This is a genomic window from Alicyclobacillus macrosporangiidus CPP55 (assembly GCF_000702485.1).
GTDB lineage: Bacteria > Bacillota > Bacilli > Alicyclobacillales > Alicyclobacillaceae > Alicyclobacillus_H > Alicyclobacillus_H macrosporangiidus_B.
Genome location: NZ_JNIL01000001.1, coordinates 1,829,149 through 1,855,545, shown reverse-complemented (window position 1 = coordinate 1,855,545; position 26,397 = coordinate 1,829,149). Strand labels below are relative to the sequence as shown.

At 66.5% G+C, this 26,397-nt stretch carries 21 protein-coding genes; 11 read left to right on the top strand and 10 right to left on the bottom strand.

All coding sequences use genetic code 11. The annotated features are described in order from the left end of the window. Window positions 1-73: 73 nt before the first annotated feature. On the top strand, window positions 74-2,650 hold the full coding sequence (locus N687_RS0109165) for a beta-mannosidase (protein ID WP_029421572.1): 2,577 nt from the start codon (window positions 74-76) through the stop codon (window positions 2,648-2,650). Beyond that, window positions 2,647-3,669 (top strand): zinc-dependent alcohol dehydrogenase family protein, encoded by a 1,023-nt coding sequence (locus tag N687_RS0109160; protein ID WP_029421571.1) that lies wholly within the window; start codon window positions 2,647-2,649, stop codon window positions 3,667-3,669. The genes N687_RS0109165 and N687_RS0109160 overlap by 4 nt, the downstream gene beginning before the upstream one ends. Window positions 3,670-3,910: 241 nt before the next feature. On the opposite strand, the gene N687_RS0109155 is transcribed toward N687_RS0109160, so the two are convergent. The 4 genes from N687_RS0109155 to N687_RS0109140 all read right to left on the bottom strand — a co-directional run bounded on the left by N687_RS0109155 (window position 3,911) and on the right by N687_RS0109140 (window position 7,629). After that, window positions 3,911-4,267 (bottom strand): hypothetical protein, encoded by a 357-nt coding sequence (locus N687_RS0109155; RefSeq protein ID WP_029421570.1) that lies wholly within the window; start codon window positions 4,265-4,267, stop codon window positions 3,911-3,913. 79 nt (window positions 4,268-4,346) lie between these two features. Next, the gene (locus tag N687_RS0109150) at window positions 4,347-5,630 is read right to left on the bottom strand and encodes an MFS transporter (RefSeq protein WP_029421569.1); all 1,284 of its coding nucleotides are present in this window, start codon (window positions 5,628-5,630) and stop codon (window positions 4,347-4,349) included. Further along, the gene (locus N687_RS22140; protein ID WP_029421568.1) at window positions 5,627-6,763 is read right to left on the bottom strand and encodes an ArsR/SmtB family transcription factor; all 1,137 of its coding nucleotides are present in this window, start codon (window positions 6,761-6,763) and stop codon (window positions 5,627-5,629) included. The genes N687_RS0109150 and N687_RS22140 overlap by 4 nt, the downstream gene beginning before the upstream one ends. Before the next feature lie 191 nt (window positions 6,764-6,954). Continuing rightward, the gene (locus N687_RS0109140) at window positions 6,955-7,629 is read right to left on the bottom strand and encodes a GntR family transcriptional regulator (protein ID WP_029421567.1); all 675 of its coding nucleotides are present in this window, start codon (window positions 7,627-7,629) and stop codon (window positions 6,955-6,957) included. Window positions 7,630-7,722: 93 nt separating this feature from the next. Between N687_RS0109140 and N687_RS0109135 the strand changes: the two genes are divergently transcribed. From N687_RS0109135 to N687_RS0109125, 3 genes are all read left to right on the top strand, one after another. Beyond that, entirely contained in the window at window positions 7,723-8,532 is an 810-nt protein-coding gene (locus N687_RS0109135; RefSeq protein WP_197029251.1) for an enoyl-CoA hydratase/isomerase family protein, read from the top strand. A gap of 13 nt (window positions 8,533-8,545) precedes the next feature. Beyond that, window positions 8,546-9,916, top strand: a complete 1,371-nt coding sequence (locus N687_RS0109130) for an FAD-binding oxidoreductase (RefSeq protein ID WP_029421565.1) — start codon at window positions 8,546-8,548, stop codon at window positions 9,914-9,916. Between the two features lie 232 nt (window positions 9,917-10,148). Next, a complete protein-coding gene (locus tag N687_RS0109125) occupies window positions 10,149-11,519 on the top strand; it encodes an L-lactate permease (protein WP_029421564.1) in 1,371 nt (456 codons plus the stop codon). A gap of 413 nt (window positions 11,520-11,932) precedes the next feature. On the opposite strand, the gene N687_RS0109120 is transcribed toward N687_RS0109125, so the two are convergent. From N687_RS0109120 to chrA, 3 genes are all read right to left on the bottom strand, one after another. Then, entirely contained in the window at window positions 11,933-12,499 is a 567-nt protein-coding gene (locus tag N687_RS0109120) for a beta-class carbonic anhydrase (RefSeq protein ID WP_029421563.1), read from the bottom strand. Between the two features lie 164 nt (window positions 12,500-12,663). Continuing rightward, window positions 12,664-13,923 (bottom strand): MFS transporter, encoded by a 1,260-nt coding sequence (locus tag N687_RS0109115; RefSeq protein ID WP_029421562.1) that lies wholly within the window; start codon window positions 13,921-13,923, stop codon window positions 12,664-12,666. 711 nt (window positions 13,924-14,634) lie between these two features. Continuing rightward, entirely contained in the window at window positions 14,635-15,834 is a 1,200-nt protein-coding gene (chrA, locus tag N687_RS0109110) for a chromate efflux transporter (protein WP_029421561.1), read from the bottom strand. Between the two features lie 306 nt (window positions 15,835-16,140). On the opposite strand from chrA, the gene N687_RS22135 reads away from it, so the two are divergent. Together N687_RS22135 and N687_RS0109100 are read left to right on the top strand one after the other, a co-directional pair. Then, window positions 16,141-18,045: an ABC1 kinase family protein gene (locus tag N687_RS22135; protein ID WP_156040096.1), complete on the top strand. Its 1,905-nt coding sequence runs from the start codon at window positions 16,141-16,143 to the stop codon at window positions 18,043-18,045. 8 nt (window positions 18,046-18,053) lie between these two features. Beyond that, the gene (locus N687_RS0109100) at window positions 18,054-18,839 is read left to right on the top strand and encodes a class I SAM-dependent methyltransferase (RefSeq protein ID WP_051663102.1); all 786 of its coding nucleotides are present in this window, start codon (window positions 18,054-18,056) and stop codon (window positions 18,837-18,839) included. A gap of 14 nt (window positions 18,840-18,853) precedes the next feature. On the opposite strand, the gene N687_RS0109095 is transcribed toward N687_RS0109100, so the two are convergent. From N687_RS0109095 to N687_RS0109085, 3 genes are read right to left on the bottom strand one after another with little or no spacing between them, the layout of a single operon-like run. After that, window positions 18,854-20,422 carry a phospholipase D-like domain-containing protein gene (locus N687_RS0109095; RefSeq protein WP_029421558.1) on the bottom strand — a complete coding sequence of 523 codons (1,569 nt, stop codon included), beginning with the start codon at window positions 20,420-20,422 and terminating at the stop codon, window positions 18,854-18,856. Between the two features lie 19 nt (window positions 20,423-20,441). Next, window positions 20,442-20,618 (bottom strand): H-type small acid-soluble spore protein, encoded by a 177-nt coding sequence (locus N687_RS23055; RefSeq protein WP_081841278.1) that lies wholly within the window; start codon window positions 20,616-20,618, stop codon window positions 20,442-20,444. A gap of 53 nt (window positions 20,619-20,671) precedes the next feature. Next, window positions 20,672-21,865, bottom strand: coding sequence for an MFS transporter (locus N687_RS0109085; RefSeq protein WP_051663101.1), 1,194 nt, complete (start codon window positions 21,863-21,865; stop codon window positions 20,672-20,674). Window positions 21,866-22,007: 142 nt separating this feature from the next. On the opposite strand from N687_RS0109085, the gene N687_RS0109080 reads away from it, so the two are divergent. The 4 genes from N687_RS0109080 to N687_RS0109065 all read left to right on the top strand — a co-directional run bounded on the left by N687_RS0109080 (window position 22,008) and on the right by N687_RS0109065 (window position 26,393). After that, complete coding sequence (locus tag N687_RS0109080) at window positions 22,008-22,676, top strand: CheB methylesterase domain-containing protein (RefSeq protein ID WP_197029250.1); 669 nt, start codon at window positions 22,008-22,010, stop codon at window positions 22,674-22,676. Window positions 22,677-22,721: 45 nt separating this feature from the next. After that, the gene (locus N687_RS0109075; RefSeq protein ID WP_231493443.1) at window positions 22,722-23,927 is read left to right on the top strand and encodes an MFS transporter; all 1,206 of its coding nucleotides are present in this window, start codon (window positions 22,722-22,724) and stop codon (window positions 23,925-23,927) included. A 116-nt stretch (window positions 23,928-24,043) separates the two neighbouring features. Next, window positions 24,044-25,384, top strand: a complete 1,341-nt coding sequence (locus N687_RS0109070; RefSeq protein WP_197029249.1) for an ABC transporter substrate-binding protein — start codon at window positions 24,044-24,046, stop codon at window positions 25,382-25,384. 88 nt (window positions 25,385-25,472) lie between these two features. Then, window positions 25,473-26,393: a carbohydrate ABC transporter permease gene (locus N687_RS0109065; RefSeq protein ID WP_081841276.1), complete on the top strand. Its 921-nt coding sequence runs from the start codon at window positions 25,473-25,475 to the stop codon at window positions 26,391-26,393. The last annotated feature ends 4 nt before the right edge of the window (window positions 26,394-26,397 follow it).

The window sequence follows — 26,397 nt, the reverse complement described above, 5'->3', positions numbered from 1 at the left end:
TGACCCGGTGGCTGGCCTTCGCCGAGTCGCCCGGACGGCGGCCGCCCTTTACCGCATACCACGAGGTGGTTCCATGCAGCTCCACGACAACTGGAAGATAAAGGGGTTCGAACCGGGTGCCGCGCATCCTTCGGACGTCGCCAGCCCCGATTACGACGACCAAGGCTGGCTCCCAGCCGAAGTGCCGGGGGATGTGCACACCACCCTGATTCGCCATCGGGTCATTGAACACCCGTTTTTCCACGACAACGATCAGCGCTGCCGCTGGGTGGAGGAGCAGGTGTGGTGGTACCGGACATGGTTCTCCTTCGAGGAAGAACTCCAGCCCGATGAGCAGGTCGTGCTCGTCTTCGAAGGGCTCGACACCTTCGCCACCGTGTACCTGAACGGGCTCGAGGTGGCCGAGTCCGCCAACATGTTCGTCCCCCTCACCGTGGACGTGACGCGGCTGTTGGTGCCGGGACGGAACACCCTGGCCATCCGGTTCGATCCGGTGGCACAACGCCTGCACGGCAAGGACGTCCGTTTCTGGTCCGGCTTCAGCGGGGAGCGCATCTGGGTGCGCAAGGCGCAGATGCACTTCGGCTGGGACTGGGCGCCGCGACTGGTGACCGCGGGCATCTGGAAACCGGTGCGGCTGGAGCGGCGGCGGATCGCCCGGGTGGCGTCGGTGGCGGTGCAGACGCTGGACGCGAGCGAGGCGGAGGCCACGCTGCAGGTGACGGTGGACGTGGCGCCCGTCGCTTCGAGGTCTACGTTCGGAGCTTCGTCCGGGTCGTCGTCGGGGCCTTCATCGGGGCTGGAGGTGGCCGTCCGGCTGGAGGACGGCGGCGTTCTGGTGGCGTCCCATCGGCGGCCCGCCGGGCTTGGCCGCTTCGAAACCACCCTCCGGGTGAGGCGTCCGAAACTGTGGTGGACCCACGACCTGGGGGAGCCCCACCTGTACCGCCTGGTGGTGGAGGTGTCCGCGGAGGGGGCACCGGTGGACCGGGCGGAGCTCGAGGTGGGCATCCGCACGCTGGAGGTGCGCACCCGGGACGCGGAAGGGCGGCCGGCTTTCACCTTCGTCCTCAACGGGGTGCCGGTGTTCGCCAAGGGGGCCAATTGGATTCCGGTGGACAGCTTCGTAGGGGCGGCGCCGGACAGCCGGTACCTGGCCCTGCTCGAGTTGGCCCGCGAGGCGCACATGAACATGCTGCGGGTGTGGGGCGGGGGCATCTACGAGAAGGACGTCTTCTACGAGACCTGCGATCGGCTGGGCATCCTGGTGTGGCAGGACTTTATGTTCGCCTGCGCCCTGTACCCGGATTTCAACCAACCCTTTCTGCAGGAGGTGGAGCGGGAGGTCCGCCACGTGGTGGGGCATCTTCGCAATCACCCGTGCATCGCTCTGTGGTGCGGCAACAACGAGAACGACTGGATCTGGGAGCGGGGGCGAGTGACCGGCGAGATCGACACGCCGTTTTACGGCGAGCGGATCTATCACGAGCTCATCCCTGCCGTGTTGGCGGAGCTGGACCCCGGGCGGTTCTACTGGCCGAGCTCCCCGTATGGCGGCAGCGATCACAACGCCGCCGAAGAAGGTGACCGCCACAACTGGCAGGTCTGGCACGGCCACGTGTATCCGCGCCGGTTCGGCGAGCCCGAGTGGACCAACTTCAGCCCGGAAGGGATCTCGTTTCGCCACTACGCCGAGGACGAGGCACGCTTCGTCAGCGAGTTCGGCATCCACGCGGCTGCGAGCCGCTACACCCTGTCGCGGTGGATCCCGGAAGATGAGCTGGCTTGGGACAGCCCGGCGCTGGCCTACCGAAACAAGGACACGCATTCGGAGAAGGGCCTGTGGATGATGGAAGGGTACACGGGCCTGCCGCGTACGCTGGAGGAGTACATCGATTTCTCCATGCTGACCCAGGCGGAGGGCCTGAAGTTCGGGGTGGAGCACTACCGCCGGCGCAAGTTTGAGACCAGCGGCGCGCTCATCTGGCAGTTGAACGACTGCTGGCCCGGAACCAGTTGGTCCATCGTCGATTACCACCTGCTGCCGAAGGCGGCGTACTCGTATGCGCGCCGCTTCTTCCATCCGGTGCTGCTGTGCGCGCGGTTTGAGGCGTCGGGCCGGGTGACCTTCTGGGCCGTCCACGACGGCAGAACGCCGTACACCGATGAACTGGCGGCGGAGGTGCTGGACTTCGACGGCCGCGTCCTGTGGTCGCGCCGGTTCGCGGTCCGGGGCCTGTGCAACGAAGCCCGCTGCGTGGGGGAGGCGGATGGCGAAGAGATGCTTCGCGGCGCCTCGCCGGAGACGGTGGCCCTGCGGCTGCGATCCGCCGGCGGCCAGGCGCCGGAGAACCTGTACTACTTCTGCGATCCCAAGGACCTCCGCCTGCCCGTCACCCGCCTCACCTGGCACGCGGATGGCGACGAGCGTGTCGTCACCGTCACGGCAGACCGGCACGCCCGCTTGGTCACCCTGGACTTCGGGCAGCCGATGGTGCTCTGCAGCGACAACCACTTCGACCTCACGGCGGGCCAGACGCGCACGGTACAGGTGCGCACGCTGGACGGGCAGCCTGTCCACTGGGACGCCCTGCGCGTCCGGGCGCTCAATGCGGCGGCCCTCAATCCGACGAAGGAGGGAGATGCATGAGGGCGGCGGTTCTGTTGGGCAAGGAGAAGATGGTCGTTCAAGCGTTGCCGACGCCTGTTCCGGGGCCGGGGGAGGTGCGCGTTCAGGTGCGGGCCTGCGGCATCTGCGGCACCGATCTGCACATCTACCACGGCAAACCGGGCTCCGCCGAGGTGCACCCGCCCATCGTCCTGGGTCACGAGCTGGCCGGGGTGATCGACGAGGTGGGGCCGGGGGTCAGCGGCTTTCGGCCGGGGGACCGGGTGACCGTCGATCCGAATATCTACTGCCACCACTGCCGGTACTGCCGGGACGGCCGCAAACACCTGTGCGAGCACCTGCAGGCGGTGGGGGTCACCCGTGATGGCGGGATGGCCGAGTTCTGCACGGTGCCCGCCGCCAACTGCTACCGGCTGCCCGACGAGCTGTCCTTCATTGACGGGGCCTTGATGGAACCGCTCGGGTGCTGCCTGCACGGCATCGAGCGGTTGAGCGTGCATCCCGGCCAGTCGGCGCTGGTGATCGGCGGTGGGTATATCGGCCTCATGATGGTGCAGCTGTTGGATCGGCTGGGCGCATCGCCCATCGTGGTCAGTGAACCGGACCCCGCCAAGCGGGCGCTGGCCGCACGGTTCGGAGGCCGCCTGGTGGCGGACCCGGCGCAGGTACCGCCGGAACAGCTGGTGGCGGAGCAGTTCGGCAGCGGCGCGGACCTGGTGGTGGAGTGCGTCGGCCGTCCCGAGACCATGCAGGCGGCCTTGCGCTGCGCCGGCCGAGGCGGCCAAGTGCTGCTGTTCGGCGTGGCCGATCCAGCGACCGCCGTGCAGTTGTCCCCCTACGAGGTGTTCTCGCGGGAACTTACCATCCGGGGGTCGTTCATCAACCCGGACACGCACGCCCGGGCCATCGCCCTCGCGCGGGACGGCAAGATCCAGGTGTCGCCGCTGGTTTCCCACCGCTTCAGCCTGGAGGAGATCCCGGCCGTGCTGGACCGCTACGGCGGGCTGCACGTGACGAAGGGGCTTCTAGTATTGGACTGACCTGTCGGGGCGCCAATGGAGGGTTCTTACATTTCAAATCGGACTTCGCAAATCGAGTAGTGCGTAAATGTCATCGTCCTGATAAGGGCGTCGTTTCCCAACCCCAAGAACATACAGTGTGTTTGTGGCGAGATCACACCGATACACCAAACGCATATCTGTCCTGAGCCCCTGCGGGGGCCTCAGCATCGAATGAAACTTTTTCTTGCGGCGTCGAGGAATTCGGGATGGTAGACTCTGTTCATTGGCCAGTTCGTTCCTTCTGACGTTGCCGGTACAATTCGACGGTTGAAACACCCTCGGGATGATTGATCCACTCTTCTTCAGGTGTCTGTAGGCGAGAGCCATACGTCTTTGCTATCTCGATGTCCTCGAGTGCATTTTCCAATTCGTTGAGACGTTTGATCAGCGCCTCGTAACGTTCGTAGGACATCATGACGGCACTTAGGCCGGTACTTGGGAATAACACCCCGATTTTTGCGTGTTTCCGGAGTTGCTGCTGCAAAGCCTTTTGCGAGATCGTACGGAACTGGTTCGCCTGGATCATCTCTTCTTTGGAAAAGGTCGTGTCCATGCGGATAGACTCCTCTTCATCCATGGCATCTCACCTCCATTGTACATCAGTTTGTGCAATGTGTCGAACAAATGGTTGTACATTCGGATGATAAAAATATATCCTATAAAGATGCACGATATTCCATTTCCGTGCGACGCTCAATCGCCAGGTCGAGGCGCATACGCCGCGTCCAGGCCGCCATCGCTCCCAGCACCGCGCAAGACCACAGGAAGTAGACACCGGTGCCCCGGCGATCGCTCACGATGCCCGCGAGGGCGTCGCCGAGCGGGATCGACACCCAGGCGAACAGGCGGAACACGCTACTGCAGCGCCCGCGCTGTTCGTCCGGGATGAGGGTCTGGCGCAGGGTGACGGATTGGACGTTCCAGACCGTGAGCAGGACGCCGATGACCCCTTGTACTACGACCATCCACACGGGCGTGCGGATGAACGCAAGCAGCAACGGGGGGACGACCAGTCCCGCCGCCGAGGCGGTGAGCCAGGACCGGAGGCGACCGCCGAGCAGGCGGTACGCGAGAGAACCGGCGAGCATCCCGGCACCAAGCCCGGTCATGACCCACCCGGCCCACAGGGACGGCAGATGCAGCTCGTGCTGGACGCGGTACAACAGAGCCACGTCCATCCCGGGGCCGACCAGATTGATGATGGTGGCAAACAGGCACAGATATCGCACGGGGCGGATGTGCCACACCACCGCCATCCCTTCCTTGACCTCGCTGGCGAAACCGCGTCGGGGCCGGGCGGGGGCGCTTGCAAACGGGCGGCGGATGCAGAGCAGGGTGAGGATGGACACCCCATAGGTCGCCACGTCGATCCCGATGGTATTCGCCGCCCCCATGACGCCCGCGGTGGCGCCGGCCAGCACCGGCCCGACGGTGCGGCTGAGGGAGCTGCCCAGTTGCAGGGCGTTGTTGGCCGCGGGCAGATGATTTGGGGGCACGAGATTGGGCAGGCACGCCCCGTATGCCGCGTCAAAGATCGCCGACAGCGCGCTCACCCCCGCCTGTGCCGCATACAGCAGGAGCAGTGGCGGATGGCCGAGGAATGCTTGGGACAGCGGGATCGACGCCAGGAGGACGAGGCGGCCGGCGTCCGCCCCCTGCATGAGCCGCCGTCGATCCCGCCGGTCAGCCCACACCCCGGCAGGCAGGGAGAGCACGATGTACGGGACGAAGCCGACGGCGAAGGCGAGCCCCGTCTGTGCGGCCGATCCGGTGCGTTCGAGCAGCAGCCACGGGATGGCGAACGTGGTCATGGCGGTGCCGAACTGGGAAATGGTGCGCCCGCTGATGAACCAGACGAAGTCCCGGTTGGTCCACATGCTGTCCGGCGAGCGCAGGCGGTCAGCGGCGGAGCGGCGCGGCACGGTCCGCCACCCGTTCACACGCCGTCTCCCCCGCAGCCGCCGAGCATCGCGATCAACGCGGTACCCACCTGGTCCAAGGCCGCCTCGTCCAGCGTGTAGACGCCCCCGGCGACGCGGACGAGCCCGGCGGCGCGCAGAAGGGACAGGTGATGGTGGACGTTGGACTTGGTCGCCCCGAGACGATCCGTCAATTGGGCGAGCGACTGTGGCCCTGTGCTGAGCCATCGCAACAGGCGCAGGCGCTGGACATCGCCGAGCGCCTTGTACAGGGTGGCGGCGCGGACGAGCAACGCGTCGGCCGGGTGACCCGGCAGCTGTTCTTCCGGCAGAGGGTAGTAGTACACGGTGCTGCCCGGCAGGTGGTTCACAATGGTGAAGGGCCGGTATGCGATCTGCGGGACCAGCCAGACGGTGTGGATCCCGGGCTGCGGCGGCACGTCGAGCCCGCGCGTGGCGAGGTGGACGATGGCCGCGGCGGGGTTGCGTGCGGCGAGCTCGCGCATCCGTTCGGCTTCGCGATGCAGCGCTTCCATCCAGGCCGCCCGCCCGGCGGCGCCGTCCCCGGCGGAACCGCGGGTCTCCGGCATCATCTCGTCGTACCACCGGGTGAGAAGCGCAGTCAGGTGCTCCCGCAGGGCTTTCGGAGGGGTCCGAAACAGATAGGACAGGTGCGGTCCGACCAGGGGGTTGTCCTGGTGCCGGGCCACCAAGTCCGCCTGGGCGGCCGGATCCCCGTTGAGGGCCGCCGCCAGTCGCGGCGCGTCGCCTTCGCCGAGATACGGGGCCGCCAGGTGCAACAGATCCGCTTCGCGCGCTTCCATCCACACGCACAACCGCGGCACGTGCTCGGGCCACGGGGTGTGCTCCTGCTCGTCCCAACGGTGCCCCAAGAGCAGCAGGCTGCGCCAGGTGTGGACCTGGCCGGCGAGTTGAACCTCGCGCTCGAGCGCTGCCGACATCCGCTGGCGCATGTCCTGCAGGGCCTGCAGGCCGCGTTCCAGCTTGTCGTGGATCTCGGGGTACGTGAAGGCCGCGATGTCGAGCGCACATTCATAGATCGGTGACACGCTGACGCGGACGGTGTACGGCGATGGGGCGCCGATGTCGATCCGCTGGCCGGACGCAGGCACGTGCTGGAGGTGCGGATTCATCGAGTCACCTCTTCCTGTACCTTCATTCAGGTATTCTATATAAATTGAATTCAATATTTATTGAACATCGTATGCAAACGAGGTCCACGTGTCAACGGGGGTACGATGAACCGGTGTGCACGCGTTGGAAGATGGAGATCAGCGGAGAGGAATGAAACGGGGAGGGGGCGCCGTCCGATGGGCGTGACGGCTCACCCCGGGGTTTCGTCGTACAGCCGAAGACCGCGGCCGAGATCGTTGGCCATGTGGCGGCGCATCACGGCCTGGGCCGCTTCCGCATCGCCCGCCTGCACCGCAGCCAGCAGGGCCCGGTGTTCCGCCAGGATCTCGCGCTCCGTGTCCACCGAATCGGCCAGGATGCGCCGCCGGGCGATGAGAATGGGCCCGCGCAAGGTGTCCAGCAGGGCGGAGAGCATGGGCATGCGCGCGCAGCTGACCAACAGGTCGTGGAAGCGGGTGTTGGCCGCGTGGACACGGGCGTGATCGAACTCCTCGATGGCCGCCTCCGCATCCCGCAGGGCCGCCTCCATCTCCGCCACGTCGTCCGCTGTCGCCAGACGTGCGGCCCGCTCCGCCACGACCATCTCCAACGCCGTGCGGCACGTGTACAGGTCGATGAACTCATCCCGCGTGGGGTTGGCGACTGCCATCTCCGGGCCGTCGGCGGTCACCAGCCGCTCGCTGATGAGCTGCCGCAGCGCCTCTCGCACTGGCGTTCGGCTGACTTGAAGTTGTTGTGCGATCCCGCTCTCCGACAGCACCTCGCCCGGCTTGTACACGCCGTCGAGGATGCGCTGGCGGACGATGCGGTACACCTGCTGATACAGCGGTTCCGGCCGCTGCACCGCCATGGAATTCCCGTCCACAGCCCCACCCCTTTTGCGGCACGTCTGCCTGTTCAGAACCCTCGGCCTGCAGTACACTGTATACACGACGATGATACGAGGAGGGACCGCAGGGTGTCAACGCAGACGCAGGGGATGGAGCACCGCCACGGCGAAGGGGCCGTGTTGTGGGAGCGGCGGGACGATGTGGTGTGGCTGACTTTGTCCCGGCCGGAGGCGCTCAACGCCTTGACCTGGACGATGTACGAGCAACTGGAGCAGCATCTTTCGGCGCTTCACCAGGACGAGACGGTGCGAGCGGTGGTGGTGCGCGGGGACGGCGGCAAGGCGTTCGCGGCGGGGACCGACATCGGGCAGTTCGTCACCTTCACCGGGGAGGACGGGGTGGCGTATGAGAAGCGGATCGACCGCGTGGTGCAGATGCTCGAGGAGCTGCCGATGCCGACCATCGCGGCCATCCAGGGGTACGCGGTGGGCGGGGGGCTGATCCTGGCGACCGCATGCGATCTGCGGTTTGCGACGCCAGGATCGCGCTTCGCCGCACCGATGGCGCGCACCCTCGGCAACTGCTTGAGTTTGGACAACCTGCGCCGCGTCGGCCACGCGTTGGGCTTCATGCGCGCCAAGGAGCTGCTGTTCACAGCCCGCATGATGCCGGCGGAAGAGGCGCTGTCGTGCGGGTTTTTGACGGCGATTGTGGAGGACGACGCGATGTACGATCACGTGGCGGAGGTGGCCCAGCGCATCGCGGCGAACGCGCCGTTGACGGTGTGGTCGGCGAAGGTGGCGGGCAAGTACCTCGGCCGCCCGGACGGCGAGCAGGCGTACGAGGAGGTCATCCGCCGGGTGTACGGCAGCGCCGATTTCGCCGAGGGCGTGCGGGCGTACCTGGAGAAGCGCAAGCCCCAGTGGCAGGGGCGGTGAGGGGGTGATGGCGGTGGACCTGCGGGAGGCGCTGCTGAACATCATCCCCGACGCGGAGCGCGTGACGAGCGGCGAATCGGCCCTGGATCAGCACGGGCGCGACCTGTCTTACCACGCCCCGCGCCGCCCGGACGTGGTGGTGTTCCCGGTGACGACGGACGAGGTCAGCCGCGTGCTGGCGTTCGCCAACGAGCACCGCGTCCCGGTGGTGCCGTTTGGCGTCGGCACCAGTTTGGAGGGGCACGTCATCCCGGAGCGGGGCGGCATCAGCCTCGACATGACGCGCATGAACCAGGTGCTGGAGGTGCGGCCGAAGGATTTCCTGGTGCGTGTTCAGCCGGGCATCACGCGCACGCAGTTGAACAAGCACCTGACGCCACACGGGCTGCATTTTCCGCTCGATCCCGGTGCCGACGCGACCATCGGCGGCATGGCGGCGACCAACGCGAGCGGCACGACGGCCGTGCGCTACGGGGTGATGCGGGACCAGGTGATCGATCTCGAGGTGGTGCTCGCCGACGGATCGATTGTGCGAACAGGCAGCATGGCGCGCAAATCCTCGGCGGGCTACAACCTGACGGGGCTCTTCATCGGATCGGAAGGGACGCTGGGAGTCATTACCGAGCTGACCTTGAAGGTGTACGGCATCCCGGAACACATCGTCGCGGCGCGGGCGGAGTTCCCGGACATTCATGCGGCGTGTCAGGCGGCGTACGGCATCATCGGATCGGGCATCCCGGTGGCGCGGGTGGAGCTGGTGGACGAGCACACGGTCGCGGCGGTCAACCGGTTCCGCGGCACCCACTACACGGAGACGCCGACCCTGTTCCTCGAGTTCCAGGGCACGAAGGCGGCGGTCGAGGCGGACGTGGCGCTGGCGCAGGAGATCTGCCGGGAGGAGGGGGCGGTGGCGTTTCGCTTCGAGACGGACAGCGCCGCCCGCCACGAATTGTGGGAGGCCCGCCATGACGCGGCGCTGGCGATCGCCGCCACCGCCCCCGGCAAGCGGATGAAGGTGACGGATGTGTGCGTGCCCCTCTCCGATATGCCCGAGGCCATCCGCCGGGCGCGCGAAACCATCGATCGGTACGGCATCTACGGGGCCATCCTCGGCCATGTCGGCGACGGAAACTATCACGTGGAGTTCATGGTCGATCCCGATAACCCTGAGGAGGTGGCGGTGGCGGAGCGGATCAACGACGAGATCGTCCGCTTCGCCCTGGAGCGGGGCGGCACCTGCACGGGCGAACACGGTGTCGGCACGGGCAAGATGCGCTACGTCGCCGAGGAGCGTGCGAGCCTTCTGCCGCTGATGCGCGCGGTCAAGCGGGCGTTCGATCCGCATGACATCCTCAACCCGGGCAAGGTGATCGCGTTGGAGTGAGTGACCCGTGGCGGGTCTGTGCGGAGGTGCTTGCGCGCGTGGGATGGGACAAGCTGTTGGCCGTGTCGCCGGTGCTCGTTGCACTGGTGTGCCTCCTGGGGCTGCGCCTGTCGAGTGCCCGGACGGCGGTGTTGGCGTACGTCCTCGCCGTCGTGGTGGCGGTGGCCGTGCCGGGGTTTCGCGACGCGGCAGCGGGGACGCGGGTGCTGTCGCCGTCACGCACGCCATCGGGATGGCCACCGCCAAGGGGCTGCTCCTCTCATTCATCGTCATCTACGTGCTCCTGTTCGGGCTTCTCCTTTACAACGTGCTGCGCGAGGCGGGAGCGCTCGACGCCCTTTCGCGCGTGATGGCCCGCAGCGCCGGGACGCCGGTCCACCAGGCGCTGCTCATCTCCGCCGCTCTCGGGCCGTTTCTCGAGGCGACGACCGGGTTCGGCATCGGCATCGTGATCGCGGCGCCGTTGCTGCTGGCGCTGGGATTCGCTCCAGAACGTGCGGCGGTGCTCGCGCTGCTCACGCAATCCGCTGTGCCGTGGGGCGCTCTGGCCGTGGGCACCGTGCTCAACGCCGAGCTGTCCGGGGTGCCGTTGCGGACCCTCGGCGTGGGCAGCGCCTGGATGACGGTGCCGCTCTATCTTCTCTATGCGGGGGTGATTGCGGGGGTCGCGGGCGGGTGGCGATCCGTCTGGCGCCATACCCCTGCCATTCTCCTGGTGTGGGCCGTTCTCAGCGCCGCGACGTGGGCGGTGAACGCGTATGTGGCGGTGCCGCTCGCCGGCGTGATCGCAGGCGGCGTGGCGGCCGGGGCCTTGGTGATGTTTCTGAGCGTGGTGGGTAAGCCGGCGCGATCGACCGTGCGCGAGACGGCGGCGGGGACAGACACGGCTGGAACAGAGGGCGGAACTGGGGCTGCGCTGCCATTGTGGCGATGCCTGGCGCCGTACGGGGTGCTGGTGGGGTTCAGTCTGGCGGCCAACCTGTGGCCGGCCTTCTCGCATTGGCTGTCGATCCCGCTGGTCCTCCGCGCCCCCTCCCTCCAATTCGAGTTGCCCCTGCTGACGAGCCCGGGCTTTGCCCTGTTCCTGGCGTCTCTCGCGGGCATGGTGCTGTTTCGCTTGACGGGGCGTCAGGCGTGGGGGTGCGTGTGCCGGACCCTGGTGCAGGTCTGGCCGGTGGCGGTGTCGACGGCGGGGTTTGTGGCCATGTCGACAGTGATGCAGCGGGCGGGGATGATCGATGGGGTTTCGCACGCGTTGGCGAACTGGCTGGGCGCGGGATTCGTCCTCGTCTCGCCGGTGCTGGGCGGCCTCGGCGGTTTCATCACCGGCAGCAACTCGGCGGCCAATGCCATGTTCGCGCCATTCCAGAGCACGATGGCGCACGCGTTGCACCAGTCCCCGGCCCTGTACGCAGTCTTGCAGAATGTGGCGGCATCGAACCTGACGATGGCCTCCCCGTCGCGCGTCGCCCTGGCGGCGTCCATCGCCGGCCTGCCAGGCCGGGAGGGCACGCTGACGCGGCGGATGATGGCGTTGGCGGTGGTGGTGATCGGAATGGTGACGGTGATGGCCATGGCCGGTGCAGAGGTGGCGCGGGGGTGAGGGTGGTGGGCTGCGGAATCGCAAGGGCGGCGCAGGCGTGCGAGGGGTGAGCTGCAGAGCCGCGAGGCGGGATTTGTCCAAGGTCCGCCGATAAAACCGAAATACGCTTTATCGCCGTACCGCTGCGCCAAATAAGGCGGCGATGATACGTTATCGCGCGGCGATACAGAAAATTAAATGCGCCGGATTACCTTATCAGGGCTTCTCGACTGCGGAGGACGACGGACTGAAGTCAAAACCGTTGCAATGTGTGCGGCGGTGCCGCCGATAAAGTGGAATTGTACATTATGCCGCTGCGCCACCGCGATCGTAAGGTGAAAACATACATAAACCGCTGCCGTCTCGCCGTTGACACCAGCGGCCAACGTCATCTTTGGCTGAAAACACAGGGAAACCCCTCGGCCCTCCCCCGGTCAGCGCTCCTGGTACCCGTTGACCACCAGGTCGAGTTTTCCGGTGTCGGGATCCATCACCAATCCGTGCACGTACACCGACTTCGGCAGGAGCGGGTGGCGTCGGATCATCTCCACGCTCTCGCGGACGCTTTCCGGAATGGATTCGATCCGCTTCAACCACGTCCGCAAATCCATCCCTGCGTGAACCAGGGTGTTGATGGTGTCGCGCGAGATGCCGCGATCGAGCATCTTCTGCATGGTGGCGTCCGCATTCAGGCTGGTCATACCGCAGCCGTAGTGGCCGATGACGAGGATTTCTTCGGCGCCGAGATCGTACACCGCGACCAGAATGCTGCGCATGACGCTTCCAAACGGGTGCGACACCACGGCACCCGCATTCTTGATGAACTTCGCGTCGCCGTTCTTGAGGTTCATCGCGCGCGGGAGCAAATCTGTCAAGCGTGTGTCCATGCAGGACAGCACGACCAGCTTCTTGTCCGGAAACTTCGAGGTTTGATACGGTTCATACTCGCGGTTCTCGACGAACCGCTGGTTGAATTCGAGAATCTCGTCCAGCCGGCTCACCGGTACGACCTCCTCGTGAATGTGGACAGACCCGCTGGGCCCCGTCCGTTTCAGTGTACCATAGGCCCTCGCATTCGCCCGAACCGCCGGGCTGAGGCAGCAGGTGGTGGTTGAGGTGGGATAAGTCGGGTGAGCCGGCTCGAAGTCGGACAAGCAGGGAGCGTTTACACCGGTATCCCCGCAGACCTTCCTTCGGCTTCCTTCGCATCCAGTTGACGAATGGCTGGCCACCAACCGCCCGCCAGGCCCACCCCAATGGTGAACGCGCCCGCCAACGCCAGGATGCGGGACGGGGACAGGGCGGGGAGGAGCAGGCCGGTCAGCCACGCCCCAATCGGTGTGCCGGCGGCCGTTAGGAGGGCGGAGGTGCCGAAGACCCGGCCGTGCAGCGCGGGCGGGACGAGGTGTTGCCGGATCGTCGTCACGAGCGCTCCCCAGGGCGAAAACACCAACCCGCCGAGGAACATGACGAAGCAGGTGGGACCCACTCGGGTGCACACACCGGCGAGCGCGAAGGTGACAATACCCCACAGGACGATGATGGCCGCCAGGGAAGCCGATGGGCGGAATGGCCACCGGCGCGACGAGCAAACCATGCCTCCGGCGAGCGCCCCCAAGGAAAAGGCCATCCACACCAGGCCCTGCGCCGCCGGTCCGCCGAGGTGGGACTGAGCGAGCGCCGGGATGAGCACCATGTAAGGCCCGTAGAAGAGGTTGAACAGCAGCGACAGGATGGACATCGCCAGCAGCGGGCGATGGCGGAGCAGATAGCTCGTCCCAGCGGTGAGATCGATCCAGAATCCCTGGCGACCGGCCACCGGCTGCGGTCGCGCGGGCGCGATGGACCACATCAGCAGGGCGAGGCACAGGAACGTCGCGGCGTCAAAGTAGAGCGGCGCGATGGGGCCGAAGCCGGCGACCCACACCCCGCCCAAGGCCGGCCCCGCCAAATAGACGACGGCCAAGGCGGTCTGATTCAAGAAATTCGCTTGAGAGCGTCGATCCCGCGGAACGAGCTCGGCCACGAGCGGTCCGGCACCGGTGGTATCGATTGGCAGAATGGCCCCGGCGAACGCGGTCAATCCGAAGATGGCCCACAGGGCGGGACGGCCGAACGCGTGAGCCAGCACCGGGATGAGGGTGAACACCGCGGCAAGCGCCAGATTGGCGAGCGCCATGGCACGGGCGCGCGGGTAGCGATCGAGCAGGGCACCCGCCACCGGTGCCAGCAAGGCCTGGGGGAGCTGGTAGAGCAGCGTGACGATCCCGATGGACGCCGCGCTCCCCGACAAATCCATGGCCAGCCAGACCAGGCCCATCCAACCCACCTGATTGCCGAGTCCCGAGACCACGCTGCCGATCCAACGCTTGCCATATTCGGGGTATTGGAAGAGAAGCCCTACGCCTTCATGCGGAAATTTCATGAACCTTTGTAAACCTCCGGTCGTGCGTAGACGGATTTTGGTAGAATCGACACGGGAGGGGCGGACATCATCCGGGCTGCAAAAGGCGAATCCCGCCAGGCGACCAAACCAATGGCGGGATTCCATCCAACCCGCAGGAGGGGATAACCCTCCTGCCATATACAGTGTTATTCTACCACACCGCGGTGTATTCCGTACAATGTTCTTAAGGAAAAGATTCCACTGTGGCGGGTGCAGAATAGGGAAAAGTGGGGAGCGTTCCCCTAGCGAATCGGGTGTCCGGTACCCCTTCATGAGGTCCCCATTCCCGACGTAACGAACGAATTTTGCTTATTCAGCCAGCCCCGTGAAAGTATAGCAGCCGATTTGCATTTACACGACAAGCGCACAGCACGGATAGCAACCGGTTTACATTTATCGATCCCGCCGAGGGGCTGGAACACCATCTGTAAGGTGAAATCTGTTCCTATCCCGGTGACCTGATCTGATGTTAGCGTCGCTCCTGAACTTAGCTCCTGGCGCGGCTCTTCAATTCAGTCAAAGTTGATCTTACTGCTCAAAGCCTACCCCGGCCGTCCCTGGCCGCCCCCAGACCACCCCAGCCTACACCCAGTCCCAAGCACAGCCCGTGCCCCGGTGTCGTTCTTACCTTCCTCCTCGCATGCCTACTTCCGACCCTGTGCTCGCCGAGGCCACACCGCCTGACCTGTGTCACCCTCCAAACACCGTCCATCCCGTCAAGGCGCACATCACGACCACCACCCATGGCGGCAGCTTCCACACACTGAGCAGAACGAAGGCGATCAGGGTCAGCGCGACATCGAGGGGCGTGTGGATCGTGCTCGTCCAGACCGGGTCGTAGAGGGCCGCGAGCAGGATGCCGACGACGCCCGCCTGAATGCCCGCGAGGGCCGACTGGAAACCCGGCCGCGCGCGCAGCGCGTTCCAGAAGGGGAGCGCGCCGAACACCAGGAGGAAGGCGGGGAGGAACATGCCGGCGAGCGCGATGGACGCGCCCAACCACCCGTTTGGCGCCGGATGCATGACCGCGCCCAGGTACGCGGCGAACGTGAACAGCGGGCCTGGCACCGCCTGCGCTGCGCCGTACCCGGCGAGGAACTCGTCGTTCGTCACCCACCCGGGCGGGACGACCGCGCTCTGCAGCAGCGGCAGCACCACATGCCCGCCGCCGAAAACCAGCGCCCCGGCGCGGTAGAACGTGTCAAACAGCGCCAGGCCCTGCGCCGGCCAGGCCGCGCGCAGCACGGGCAGCCCGAGGAGGAGGGCGAAGAACGCGATCCACATCCCGATGGCGAACCGCCGCGACAGCGGGATGGGAAGCGGCGGCGCAGGCCGGGTGGCGTCCGCTTTCATCCCCACCCACCCTGCGATCCCGCTGGCCAAGATCACCCCGACCTGCGTCCACGGGGTGGGCCAGAGCAGGGTGACGACGGCGGCCAGTACGGCCACGGCGGCGCGGGTGCGGCCGGCCGCGAACGACTTGGCCATGCCCCACACCGCCTGCGCTACCACGGCGACGGCGACGATCATGAGCCCGTGCAGCCACCCCGCCTGTTGGATGTGCCACCGCTGGAGGACAGCGGCGAAGAGGGCCAGCGCCAAGGCGCTCGGCAGCGTGAAGCCCAGCCAAGCGGCGATGGCCCCCGGCATGCCGGCGCGCAGCAGGCCGATGGCGATGCCCACCTGGCTGCTGGCCGGACCGGGGAGGAATTGGCAGAGGGCGACGAGATCGGTGTAGGTGGTGTCGTCCAGCCAGCGGCGCCGCGCCACGTATTCGTCGCGAAAGTAGCCCAGGTGGGCGATGGGCCCGCCGAACGAGGTGAGGCCCAAGCGCAGGGCCACGCGAAAGACCTCGCCTGTGGAACCTGCCGCGGTACGGTGTTCCTGCATGAGATCACCTGCTTTCTCGAGCGTGCGCGCGAAGACGGCCGAGGGGAAGGGGATTTCACATAATCGTCGAAATTTATCCATAGAATTGTGAAAAAAATCACAAACTGAAGGGAGGGCTTGGCGTGCGGCTCATCGACTCCCTGCGACGCCCCCGGCCGATGCGATTCCCCCAGCCCCCGAGAAGACCCCGGCCGGACCATCTGTTCCTGCCGTTGTTCTTAACGCTATTATGTATTTGGTTCGTTGTTGTGTAAAACTGGCGACACCCGCATTGACATCCCCTACGGGCCGGTTTAAGTTCGAAATATGCAAACATCATGGCACGGAGCACGAGACGACAACCGATCATCGGTCATGCGGCGGCCCACGGCCCGCGGTTCGGGGGCCTCAGCCAGCAGCCGGCCCCGGTGGATGCGCTCGCAACTGATCAGATCTCTGGCCATCTTCTGGCTGGCGTTCCGCCTTGTCTTCGACGCGTGGCGGGCGCAGCGGCTGCAGCAACGGGGAAACGCCCCCGGCGCGGCCGCCCAAGCCGCCCCCGGCGCGGCCGCTTCAGCCGCGACAGCCGCCCCAGCAGCCCATGCCTCCGCCCAAGCCGCCGATCCATCCGCCCGCCTGTACCAGCGCGCCGGAGCGCGCTTTCGCACCACTGCGCTTCGGCTGCAGGGTTTGATCGTCAAGGTCGGCCAGTTTCTCAGCGCCCGCGCCGACGTACTGCCTGCCGCGTTCACGCGCGAGTTGACCCAGCTGCAGGACACCGTCCCCGGCGCGCCGTTTCCCGAGGTGCGGGCGCTGGTCGAAGCGGAGCTCGGCGCCCCCCTGTCGGAGGTGTTTACCGCATTCGACGAGACACCCATCGCCGCGGCCTCCCTCGGCCAGGTGCACCAGGCCGTGCTCGCCGACGGGACGCCCGTCGCCGTGAAGGTGCAACGGCCGGGCATCGAACGGCTCGCCCGCACCGACCTTCAGGCCCTGCGCAAGGTCGTGCGCTTCCTCGACCGCCACACCCGCCTCGGCCGGAGCATCAACGCCGAGGGCCTGTACCGGGAGTTTGCCGCCATGGTCGAGCGGGAGCTCGACTACCGCCGCGAAGCCGATCATCTGCGGCGCTTCAAGCAACAGCACGCCTCCGATCCGCGCATCGCCGTCCCCCGGGTGTACGACGCGTATTCGGCCCGGCGCGTGATCGTCATGGAATTCGTCGAGGGCGCCAAGGTGACGGATACCGCCCGGTACACCCGCTGGGGCGTACGCGTGGAGGACGTCGTCGACACGCTCATCGACAGCTACCTGCACCAGGTCGTCACCCATGGATTCGTCCATGTCGATCCGCACCCCGGCAATCTCCTCGTAACCCCCGCGGGGCAACTGTGCTTCCTCGATTTCGGCATGATGAGCGACATCCCGCAAGCCGACCGGCGGACGTTCGCCCGCCTCGTGCGCGCCGCCCTGACCCAGGATCTGGATGGCGTCGTGCAGGCCATTGCCGATCTCGGATTCCTTCAACCCCACGCCGATCGCGCCGTGCTGCGCCGCGCCGTCGGTTTCATCCTGGACCGCCTGCAGGGCATTCGGCTCGAGCGCGGCCCCGAGCTGGACGCCTTCGTCGAGGAGCTGCAGGCATTCCTGCATCAGGGGCCCATCATCGTACGGGCCGAATACCTGTTCCTCGGCCGCGCCGTCGGCATCCTCACCGGGCTCATCACCGATCTGGAGCCGGACATCGACTGGATGCAGATCCTGCGTACCCGCGCCTTGCCGGTGTTGGCAGCGCAGGCGGACGATCCCGGCGGCACCGCGCCACAGGCGCGCTTTCGCCGCCTGGCCCGGAGGTTGGCGCGCCTCGCCTTCGGCGAGGCGGGGGCAGCCGGCCTGGATCTGGTGATGGACGCCGTGCGCGAGTCCGCCGCCGCCATGGCGCGGATGCCCGGGCAAATGGACCGGGTGTTGCGGCGGGTCGCGGACGATGGCATCCGCGTCCAGGTCGACTGGGACGAGGTGATGGAGCGGCTGGATCGCCAGGAGCGGTTGGTGGTGCGCGCCATCTGGGTGCTGCTGCTGTGCGTCAGCGGCTTCGCCGGGCTGTGGCTGCGGTTCCACGCCGCGTACGCGGCGGGGGACGGGGCCCTGGCCCTTGGATTCGTATTCCTCGTGCTGGTATGGGTGAACGCCGTGCGCGACTGGGCGGCGCGCCGCCGCCGGAGGAGGTGAGGGAAGACATGCAGGACGCGAATCACCGGCGCGTCGTGGCGCAGTTCGGAAATCGGGCGGAGAAGTACCGGGATGAGCGGCTGTTTGCCGAAGGGGAGGACCTCGCCTGGCTCGTCGAAGCAGCGGCCCTCCAGGGAAGGGAGCGCGTGCTCGACGTGGGCACCGGTGCCGGCCATACGGCCCTGGCGTTGGCGTCTTCGGCGGGATGGTGCACCGGGATCGATCTCACGGAACCCATGGTCCGGGTGGCCGAAGGCCTGGCGCGGGCGCGGGGTGTGGAGAATGTCACATTTGCCGTGGGGGCCGCGGAGCGGCTGCCGTTCCCGGATGAGGCGTTCGATCTCGTCGTGTGCCGCTTCGCCGCCCATCACTTCGCGGACTTCCGCCAGGCGGTGCGGGAGATGGCGCGGGTCCTCGCGCCAGGCGGGCGCGTGTTGGCGATCGACCACCACGCCCCCGAGGACGAGGCGATGGACGCGTTCATCAACGAGATCGACCGCACGCGCGACCCGTCCCACGTGCGCGAGTGGCGGCTGTCCGAGTGGGAGGCCGCCTTCGCGGCGGCGGGGCTCGCCTTTTGCGTGCGGCGGCGCTGGTACCTGGCGCTCGATTTTGCCAATTGGGTCGATCGCGCGGACACTCCGCCCGAAGCCCGCGCCCACTTGGCCCGGCGGCTGGCGGAGGCACCACCCGCCTGGCGGGCGGAGTTCCGGATCACGCTCGACCAGGCGGGAAAGCCGACATCGTTTTGCCTGAAGGCGGCCCTCATTGAGGGGCGAAAGGGCTTGGCGTGATCGTTCGTGCTGCCTCACAACAGCGGGGCGAGCAGGCGCGCGGCCTGATCCAGGGCCGCCTGCCAGCGGGGCTGCCCGTCCAGATCGGCGATGGTCAGTCGGGTGCTGTGCTCGAGATCGCGCTCGAACTGGCGCGTCAACTCCGCGGCCACGGGGCGGCTGTACATCACCTGGCAGACCTCGTAGCTGAGGCGGAAGCTGCGCAGATCATAGTTGGCCGCGCCGACGATGCCGATCTCGTCGTCCACCTGCATCACCTTCGCGTGCAGAATGCCGGTCTCGTACAGGTAAATCTCCACGCCGGCCTGCAGCAGGTCGCGGTAGAAGGTGCGGCTGGCCATGCCGACGATGACGTGATCGCAGCGCCGGGGCACGAGGAGGCGCACCCGGACGCCGCGCATGGCGGCGGTCTTCATGGCGGCCAGGATGTCCGAGTCGGGCACGAAGTAGGGCGTCGTGATGTCGACGAGCCGCTCCGCCTGCGTGATGCAGAGAAAGTACAGGTCCCGCACCGCCTGCACGGCAGCATCCGGGCGCCCGGTGACCGTCTGCGTGCGTGCGGGCAGGAGCGGCTCGGGGGCGTCGGCGTCGTCGAGCGGATCGGGCCCGAATTCCACGTTCCACATCCGTCCGGCCGGACTCATCGCCGGGCGCCACGGCCGTGGGCGTGCGCGCCGCCCGGACGAGTCGCCGGCGGCGGAGTCTGCCCCGCCATGATCATCTCTTTCCATGTTGGATTCGGAGAACTCTCGTAAGACCTGTGAACGAGCGGTCTGGTCCGGGTCCGCGAGGGCCCAGTTGGCCTCGAAGGCCGCCTGCAGCTGTGAGACGGCCTCGCCGCGTATGCGCAGGTGTGTGTCCCGCCACCACCCGACGCCCGGCTTGCGCCCGGTGTACTCGTCGCCCACATTGATGCCCCCGACGAATGCATCGCACCCGTCGATGACGGCGATCTTGCAGTGATCCCGGTGATTCAGGCGTGCGTCGAGCCATGGAAATCGCAGCGGAAAGAACACGCGGCACGCGATCCCGGCGGCAGCCAGTCGCTCGGCCGCGGCGCGCGGAAAGCTGCGGCTCCCGACGCCGTCGCGGAGGAAGCGGATTTGCACACCCGCCTGGGCGCGGGCGATGAGGATGTCCGAGACCAGGCGTCCCACGTGATCGTCCCGGTAGATATAGTAGTCCAGATCAATGGTGCGTTCGGCGCTGCGGAGGGCGCGGATGAGGTGGTCATACGTCTCCGTCCCGTTGCACAGCACTTGCACCTGAGCGGGCAGGGGCGGCGCGCCGGTCAGGCGTTCGATCGCGAACGCGATCGCCCGGGCCGCCCGGCCGAACGGCGGGGCGGCCGCGGATTCCAAGCCAGCACTTTCCGCCCCCGCTGCGGCTCTCCCCGCCTCCACGGCCCCCGCCCCCGTACGCAGCGGCTGGGCCATCCTCGCGTACAGGGCGGGGCCGAGCCCTGGCAGGACGAGGCCGATCAATAACCAAGTCAAGGCCTCCGCCGGCCGTTTCACATGGCGCCAGGCGATGGCCACCAGGGCCAACACATTGGCAACGTACAGCGCACACAACCAACCCATCGGACTCACGCCGCCGGGTTCACTGCGCGTGCAAGCGGTCCACGCGGACGCGCATCGGTTTGCCGTCGGTCTCCGAGTGCACCAGTGCGATTCCGGTGGCTTCGTCCAGTTCGTCGATCCACACCGGCTTGCCCTCGAACAAGACCACCACGTTCTCGGGTGAGTTGACGATCTCCTTGGCCTGCTGCATGTTCATCCAACATTCCCCCTGAGTGGATAGGATGACCAGGGGGATGGATGCGTATACCGTCAGCGGCTCGCCCAGGGCAGCACCGGGCGCCGGAGGCCCACGCGGGGACCGGCGGGTCGCCGGACCTTCGCCACGTACCAGAAACAGGCGGCGCCGAGAGCGGAGCTGAGGGTGCAGGCCCAGTACATGGCGGCCGCGCCGCCGCTGTGCAGCAAGAGACCGTTGAGCAGGTTGCCGACGATCCCAGCGAGACCGCCGCAGATCATGCCGAAGATGCTCTGGGCCGTGGCCTGCAGCTGCGGCGGGGCGGAGGAGAAGACGAAATCGACCGCGGCCACGTAGTAGAAGCCAAACGAGATGCCGTGCAGCACCTGGATGGCGATGGCCACCCAGGGGATGGGCACGAGGGCCTGGATGCTCCAGCGCAGGATGTAGGCGATGGCGGCGATGGTCATCATCCGCTCCCGCCCGAGGCGGCGGTTGAGGCGGGCGGCGATCAGCATGGACGGGACGTTGGTCCCGGAGGCGAGCAGGAACGCCACGCCTGTGAGGGAGATGGACCCGCCCATGTCCCGGAAGGTCAGGGCGAAATACGTGTTAAAGGCGGTGAGGGTCTGGCTCACCAGAAACCCGCCCGCCAGGAAGACCAGAAACCGTCGATCCCGCAGCAGTTGCAACAACCCTTCCTGAAACGATCCCCCGAGGCCCACACCGTGGGTCTCCCGCGGAAACGTCAGGGTGATCAGCGCACCGCACAAGCCCGCCACCGCGTACGGGATCCACAGCCGCTGCAGCGGCAGGTGCACGAGAAACAGTCCGCCCGCGTAGCCGCCGACGGCGAAGCCGAGGCTGGCCAAACAGCGGATGGTGCCGTAAGATGTTCGCAAAGCCCTCGCGGTGGCGACCGCGTACGCGTCGGCGATGGGGGCCTGCGGGGCGGAGAACAGGTTGCTGACGGCGTTCGCGAGGGCGACCAGCCACAGCCACGGGATGTTGTACAGGACGGCGATGATGCCGGGCATCAGGGCGCTGAGGGCGAGGGTGAGCCGGGTGACATGGAAGCGATCGACCACCAGTCCCCACAAGGGCTGCGCCAGGATGGCGACAACGGTGCCGATGGCCATCACCTGGCCGACTTCGCCGCTGTTCAGGCCATTTTGCACCAGCAACATCGACAGGTAGGGGACGAAGAGCCCTCCGGAGAGGCCGGTCAAGAAGTAGAACGCACGCAGCTTCCACAGGGTTTGCGGCACGGTGCACACACTTCCTCGCCTAGCCGCCCCGGCAGGCGGGGCGTGAAGATATTTTCAGGATACCACAGCCTCTTTGCGCCGGAGCCCCATTTTTGCGTCACAGCGGCTTTGTGTCGACACTTTGTGCAGGACGGTGAAGGGATTGGCAAGTCGGCAGGCCAATGGTCATCGGGTGGATCGAGCTGGCCAGCCGGCTGGGTGGGTGCCCGGCGTGCTGGTCATCGGCTGCTCGACGGGCGGCCCCGCCGCCCTCGCCCGGCTGTTGCCGAACTTTCCGGCAGACTTTCCTGTGCCGTTGGTGGTCCTGCAGCACATGCCGGCGGGGTTCACGCGCCCGTTGGCGGAGCGGCTCGACCGGTTGTCGGCGATCGCCGTGAAAGAAGGAGAGGATGGTGAGATCCTCCGCCCGGGGACGGCCTACGTCGCGCCTTCCGGTCAGCAGACCACCCTGGCCGGAGCGGCCGGCGGGATCGCGCTGCGGGTCTGGCCGGAGGACAGCGCGCCGTGCGAATACGCCTCGGATGAGGCCCCCCTGTACAAGCCGTGCATCGACATCACGCTGGCCTCGGCCGCCGACGTGTTCGGGGAGCGCGTGCTCGCGGTGATCTTGACCGGGATGGGGAAGGACGGCCTGGCTGGCTGCCGGGCCGTCAAGTCGGCCGGCGGGCGCGTCGTCGCAGAGGATGCGTCGTCTGCCGTGGTCTACGGGATGCCACGGGTGGTGGTGGAGGCTGGGCTCGCTGACGGGCAGGCACCGGTAGGCGAGATGTACAGCGAGATCGTCCGGTGGATGGGCGGAGCGACCGGATGACACCGGGCCGCCGGGCGTTGCGGAGAGGAGAAAGGAGAGAATCGAATGGCCGAGATGGTGGCCGTACCGGCGCCGTCGCCGGGGCAGACATTAAAGAAAGAGGCGGTGTGGACCTTCAGCGGGGCGCACCTCATCAATGATCTGATGACGGTCGGCCTGGTGCCGGCCCTCTTGCCTTTGTATAAGTCCGCCTTTCATCTGAGTTACACGCAGACGGGCCTCATCGTCCTGTTTTCCTACTTGATGTCGTCGGTCATGCAGCCCCTGTTCGGTTGGATCACGGATCGGCGCCCCCGCGTTTGGTTCCTCCCCGTAGGGGTCACGTTGACTTGCTTCGGACTGGCGATGACCGGCGTCGCCCCTTCGTTCGGGTGGGTGATCGTGTTCATCTCCCTGTCGGGGCTCGGATCGGGGATCTTCCACCCGGAAGCGTCGCGAGGCACCCATCTTGCGGCTGGGCGGGCCAAGGGGCTCGCTCAGGCCATTTTCCAGGTGGGGGGCAACGCGGGGCAGGCCCTGGGACCGCTGTTGGTGCCCCTCTTCCTCATCGCCACCGGGGTGCGCGGGTTGACGGTGTTCTTCGCCCTCGGGGTGCTGGCGTTTCTGCTCACCTGGCGGCTTCTGCCTTGGTACCGGGCGCGCTTAGAGCAGGAGCGGTTGGCCAAACGCCAGGTGGCGGGCCGCAACCGCATCGGCGCCCTGGCGGTGTTCAGCGTCGCCATCATCTTGCGGTCCTGGTGCCAGATCGGCGTCGCGGGATTTTTGCCGTTCTTCTACGTGCATCAGCACATGGCGTTGGGCAAGGCGGAGCTATTGACCTTCCTGTTCCTGGCGGCAGGGGCCGTGGGGACCTTCTTCGGCGGGCTGCTGTCTGACCGCTTGGGCCGCAAGCGCGTCCTGGTCGGCTCCCTCGCCCTGGCCGTGCCTTTCGCGTGGCTCCTGCCCCGCGTGGGCGGCGTATGGGCGGCCATCGTCTTGTTTTTGTTCGGCTTTACGGTACTGGGATCGTTCGCCGTGTCCGTGGTGTACGCCCAGATGCTCTTGCCGCGCAACATCGCGCTGGCCTCCGGGCTCAACATCGGATTCAACGTGGGCGCCGGCGGCATCGGCGCCACCCTGTTCGGGCACATTTCGGACGTCTGGGGGGTGGGGGTGGTGTTCACCCTCATCACGGTGCTGCCGCTGGTCTCCGCCATCCTGTGCGCCACGCTGCCGTCGGACGCGCGGCTGCGGGCGGAGGTAACCAAGTAAACATCTTGTAAAGCCGGCCGCGGATGGATTTTCTGCGCAAAGAGAACATAGTAAGATGAGCTTGCGGGGACGACCCGTCCGGTATGGCTCTGCACGAAACACAAGGGGGAGAGAACGTGGGAATCAAACGGGCAACATGGCGTGCGGTAGCGCTGTCGGCCGCAACGGTGGTCGCGCTCGCCGGCTGCGGCGGTGGCGCAACGGCACCGGCCAATCAGGCGGGAAACACCGCAGGGGGCGGTGGAACGCAGGGGGGCGGTACGGTAACAAATCTGACCTTCGACTTCCCGGTCGCGGTCTCCGGGCCCATCGCGCAGAAGGTCCAGGCGCTGGTGCAGGCGTTCAACGACTCGCATCCGAATATCAAGGTTACGGCCAACTTCACCGGGGATTACACCAGCACGATGACGAAGGTCCAGACCGCGTTCAAGGCGGGCTCGCCGCCGGACGTGGCGGTGCTTCTGTCCACCGACCTGTTCACGCTGAAAGATATGGGCGCCATCGTCCCGGTGGACGATCTCGCCAGCCAGGCGGGCGCCACCGACTGGCTGCAGAGTTTCTATCCGGCGTTCATGAAGAATTCCCAGGCGGATGGCAAGACCTGGTCCATTCCATTCCAGCGCAGCACACTCGTGTTGTATTACAACAAGGACCTGTTCCAGAAGGCGGGCATCTCCCAACCACCGCAGACGTGGGACGAGCTGGTCGCCGACGCCCAGAAGCTCACGAAGCCGGACGGCAGCCAGTGGGGCCTGGAGATTCCGACCAGCGGTCTGACCTATTGGGAGTTCCAACCGTTTGCGATTGAGAACGGCAAGAATGTCGTGGGCGATGCGGCGAACAAGGTGTACTTCGACGATCCGAAGGTCGTCGAGGCGCTGCAATTCTTCGTGGATCTGCCGAACAAGTACAAGGTGGAGCCGAAGGGGCTGATCAACTGGGCGACGGCGCCGACCGACTTCACCACCGGCAAGGCGGCGATGATCTACCATTCGTCGGGCAGCCTCGCGAACATCCTGCAGCAGGCCAAGTTTAACGTCGGCGTAGCCTTCTTGCCGAAGAAGGAGCAGTTCGGGACGCCGACGGGCGGCGGCAACCTGTACATCTTTAAGACCACGCCGGAGAAGGAGAAGGCGGCGTTGACCTTTGCGCAGTGGCTGACCTCGCCGGACAACGCCGCGAAGTGGTCGATGGAGACCGGATACATCGCCGTGACGCCGAAGGCGTACGACACGCAGGCGATGAAGGACTATCTGGCCAAGACGCCACAGGGCGCGGTGGCTCGGGATCAGCTTCAGTACGCCGACAAAGAGCTGGCGACGCACGAGGGCCAGCAGGTCCAGCAGATTCTGTCGACCGCCTGCCAGGAGGCCCTGACCGGCAAGAAGACGCCGGAACAGGCTTTGAAGGACGCGCAGCAGAAGGCCGACCAACTCTTGTCCAAGTATTCCAGCTGACGCCATCCGGACAACCATTTCATTCTGCCGGGAACCGGGGGCGCGGAGCACCGCGCCCCCGGCTCGGTCTTGAAGGCGAGGAACGTATATGGCTTCTGCCGTTGCCGATCCCGCTGTGCCGGCTTCCACCCCCTCCGGACGCCGGAGGTGGATCCGGCTGCAGCCGTACCTGATGTTATTGCCTTCGGCCGCCTTCCTGGCCGTATTCACGCTCTGGCCGATGTTGAAGGCGGCGGCTGGCAGCCTGTTTTACAACGACAGCGCTCATCCACAGCCGGAGTTCGCCGGCTTCGCCATCTACCAGAGTCTGTGGGTGGATCCGGAGTTTCGCCAGGTGCTCGCCAACACCGGGTGGTTCATCCTCGGGACCGTGCCACTCAGCCTGGTGCTGGGCCGGTTGTTCGCGCTGCTCGTCAACCAACCAGGGGTCTTGTCCCCGGTGCTGCGGGCCGCGTTCTTTCACCCCGTCGTTCTGCCCATGGTCAGCGCGGCCTCCATCTGGCTGTTTCTCTATACGCCGCAGTACGGGCTCATCGACCAGGCGCTCGCCGGATTTGGGCTCGGCCAGGTGAACTGGCTCGGACAGCCGGGCACGGCCATGTGGGCGGTCATCCTCACGATGATCTGGAAGCAGGTCGGATTCTACATGATTTTCTATCTCGCCGGCCTTCAGAATCTCCCGGCCGACGTGTACGAGGCGGCCGATCTCGACGGTGCCGGCGCCGTCCGCAAGTTCTTCAGCCTGACCCTGCCGCTGTTGATGCCAACGACCCTGTTCGTGACGACCATCGCCATCGTCAACGCATTTCAGACGGTGGATCACCTGTACATCATGACGCAGGGCGGGCCGAACAACAGCACGGCAACCCTGTTGTACTACGTGTACCAACAGGCCTTCACCTTCAACGACTTCGGTAAAGCCTCAGCGCTCTCGGCTATCTTGATTGTCCTGTTGATCCTTTGTGCGCTGCTCCAGAATTGGGTGGACCGGCGCGTACACTATCAGTAAAAGG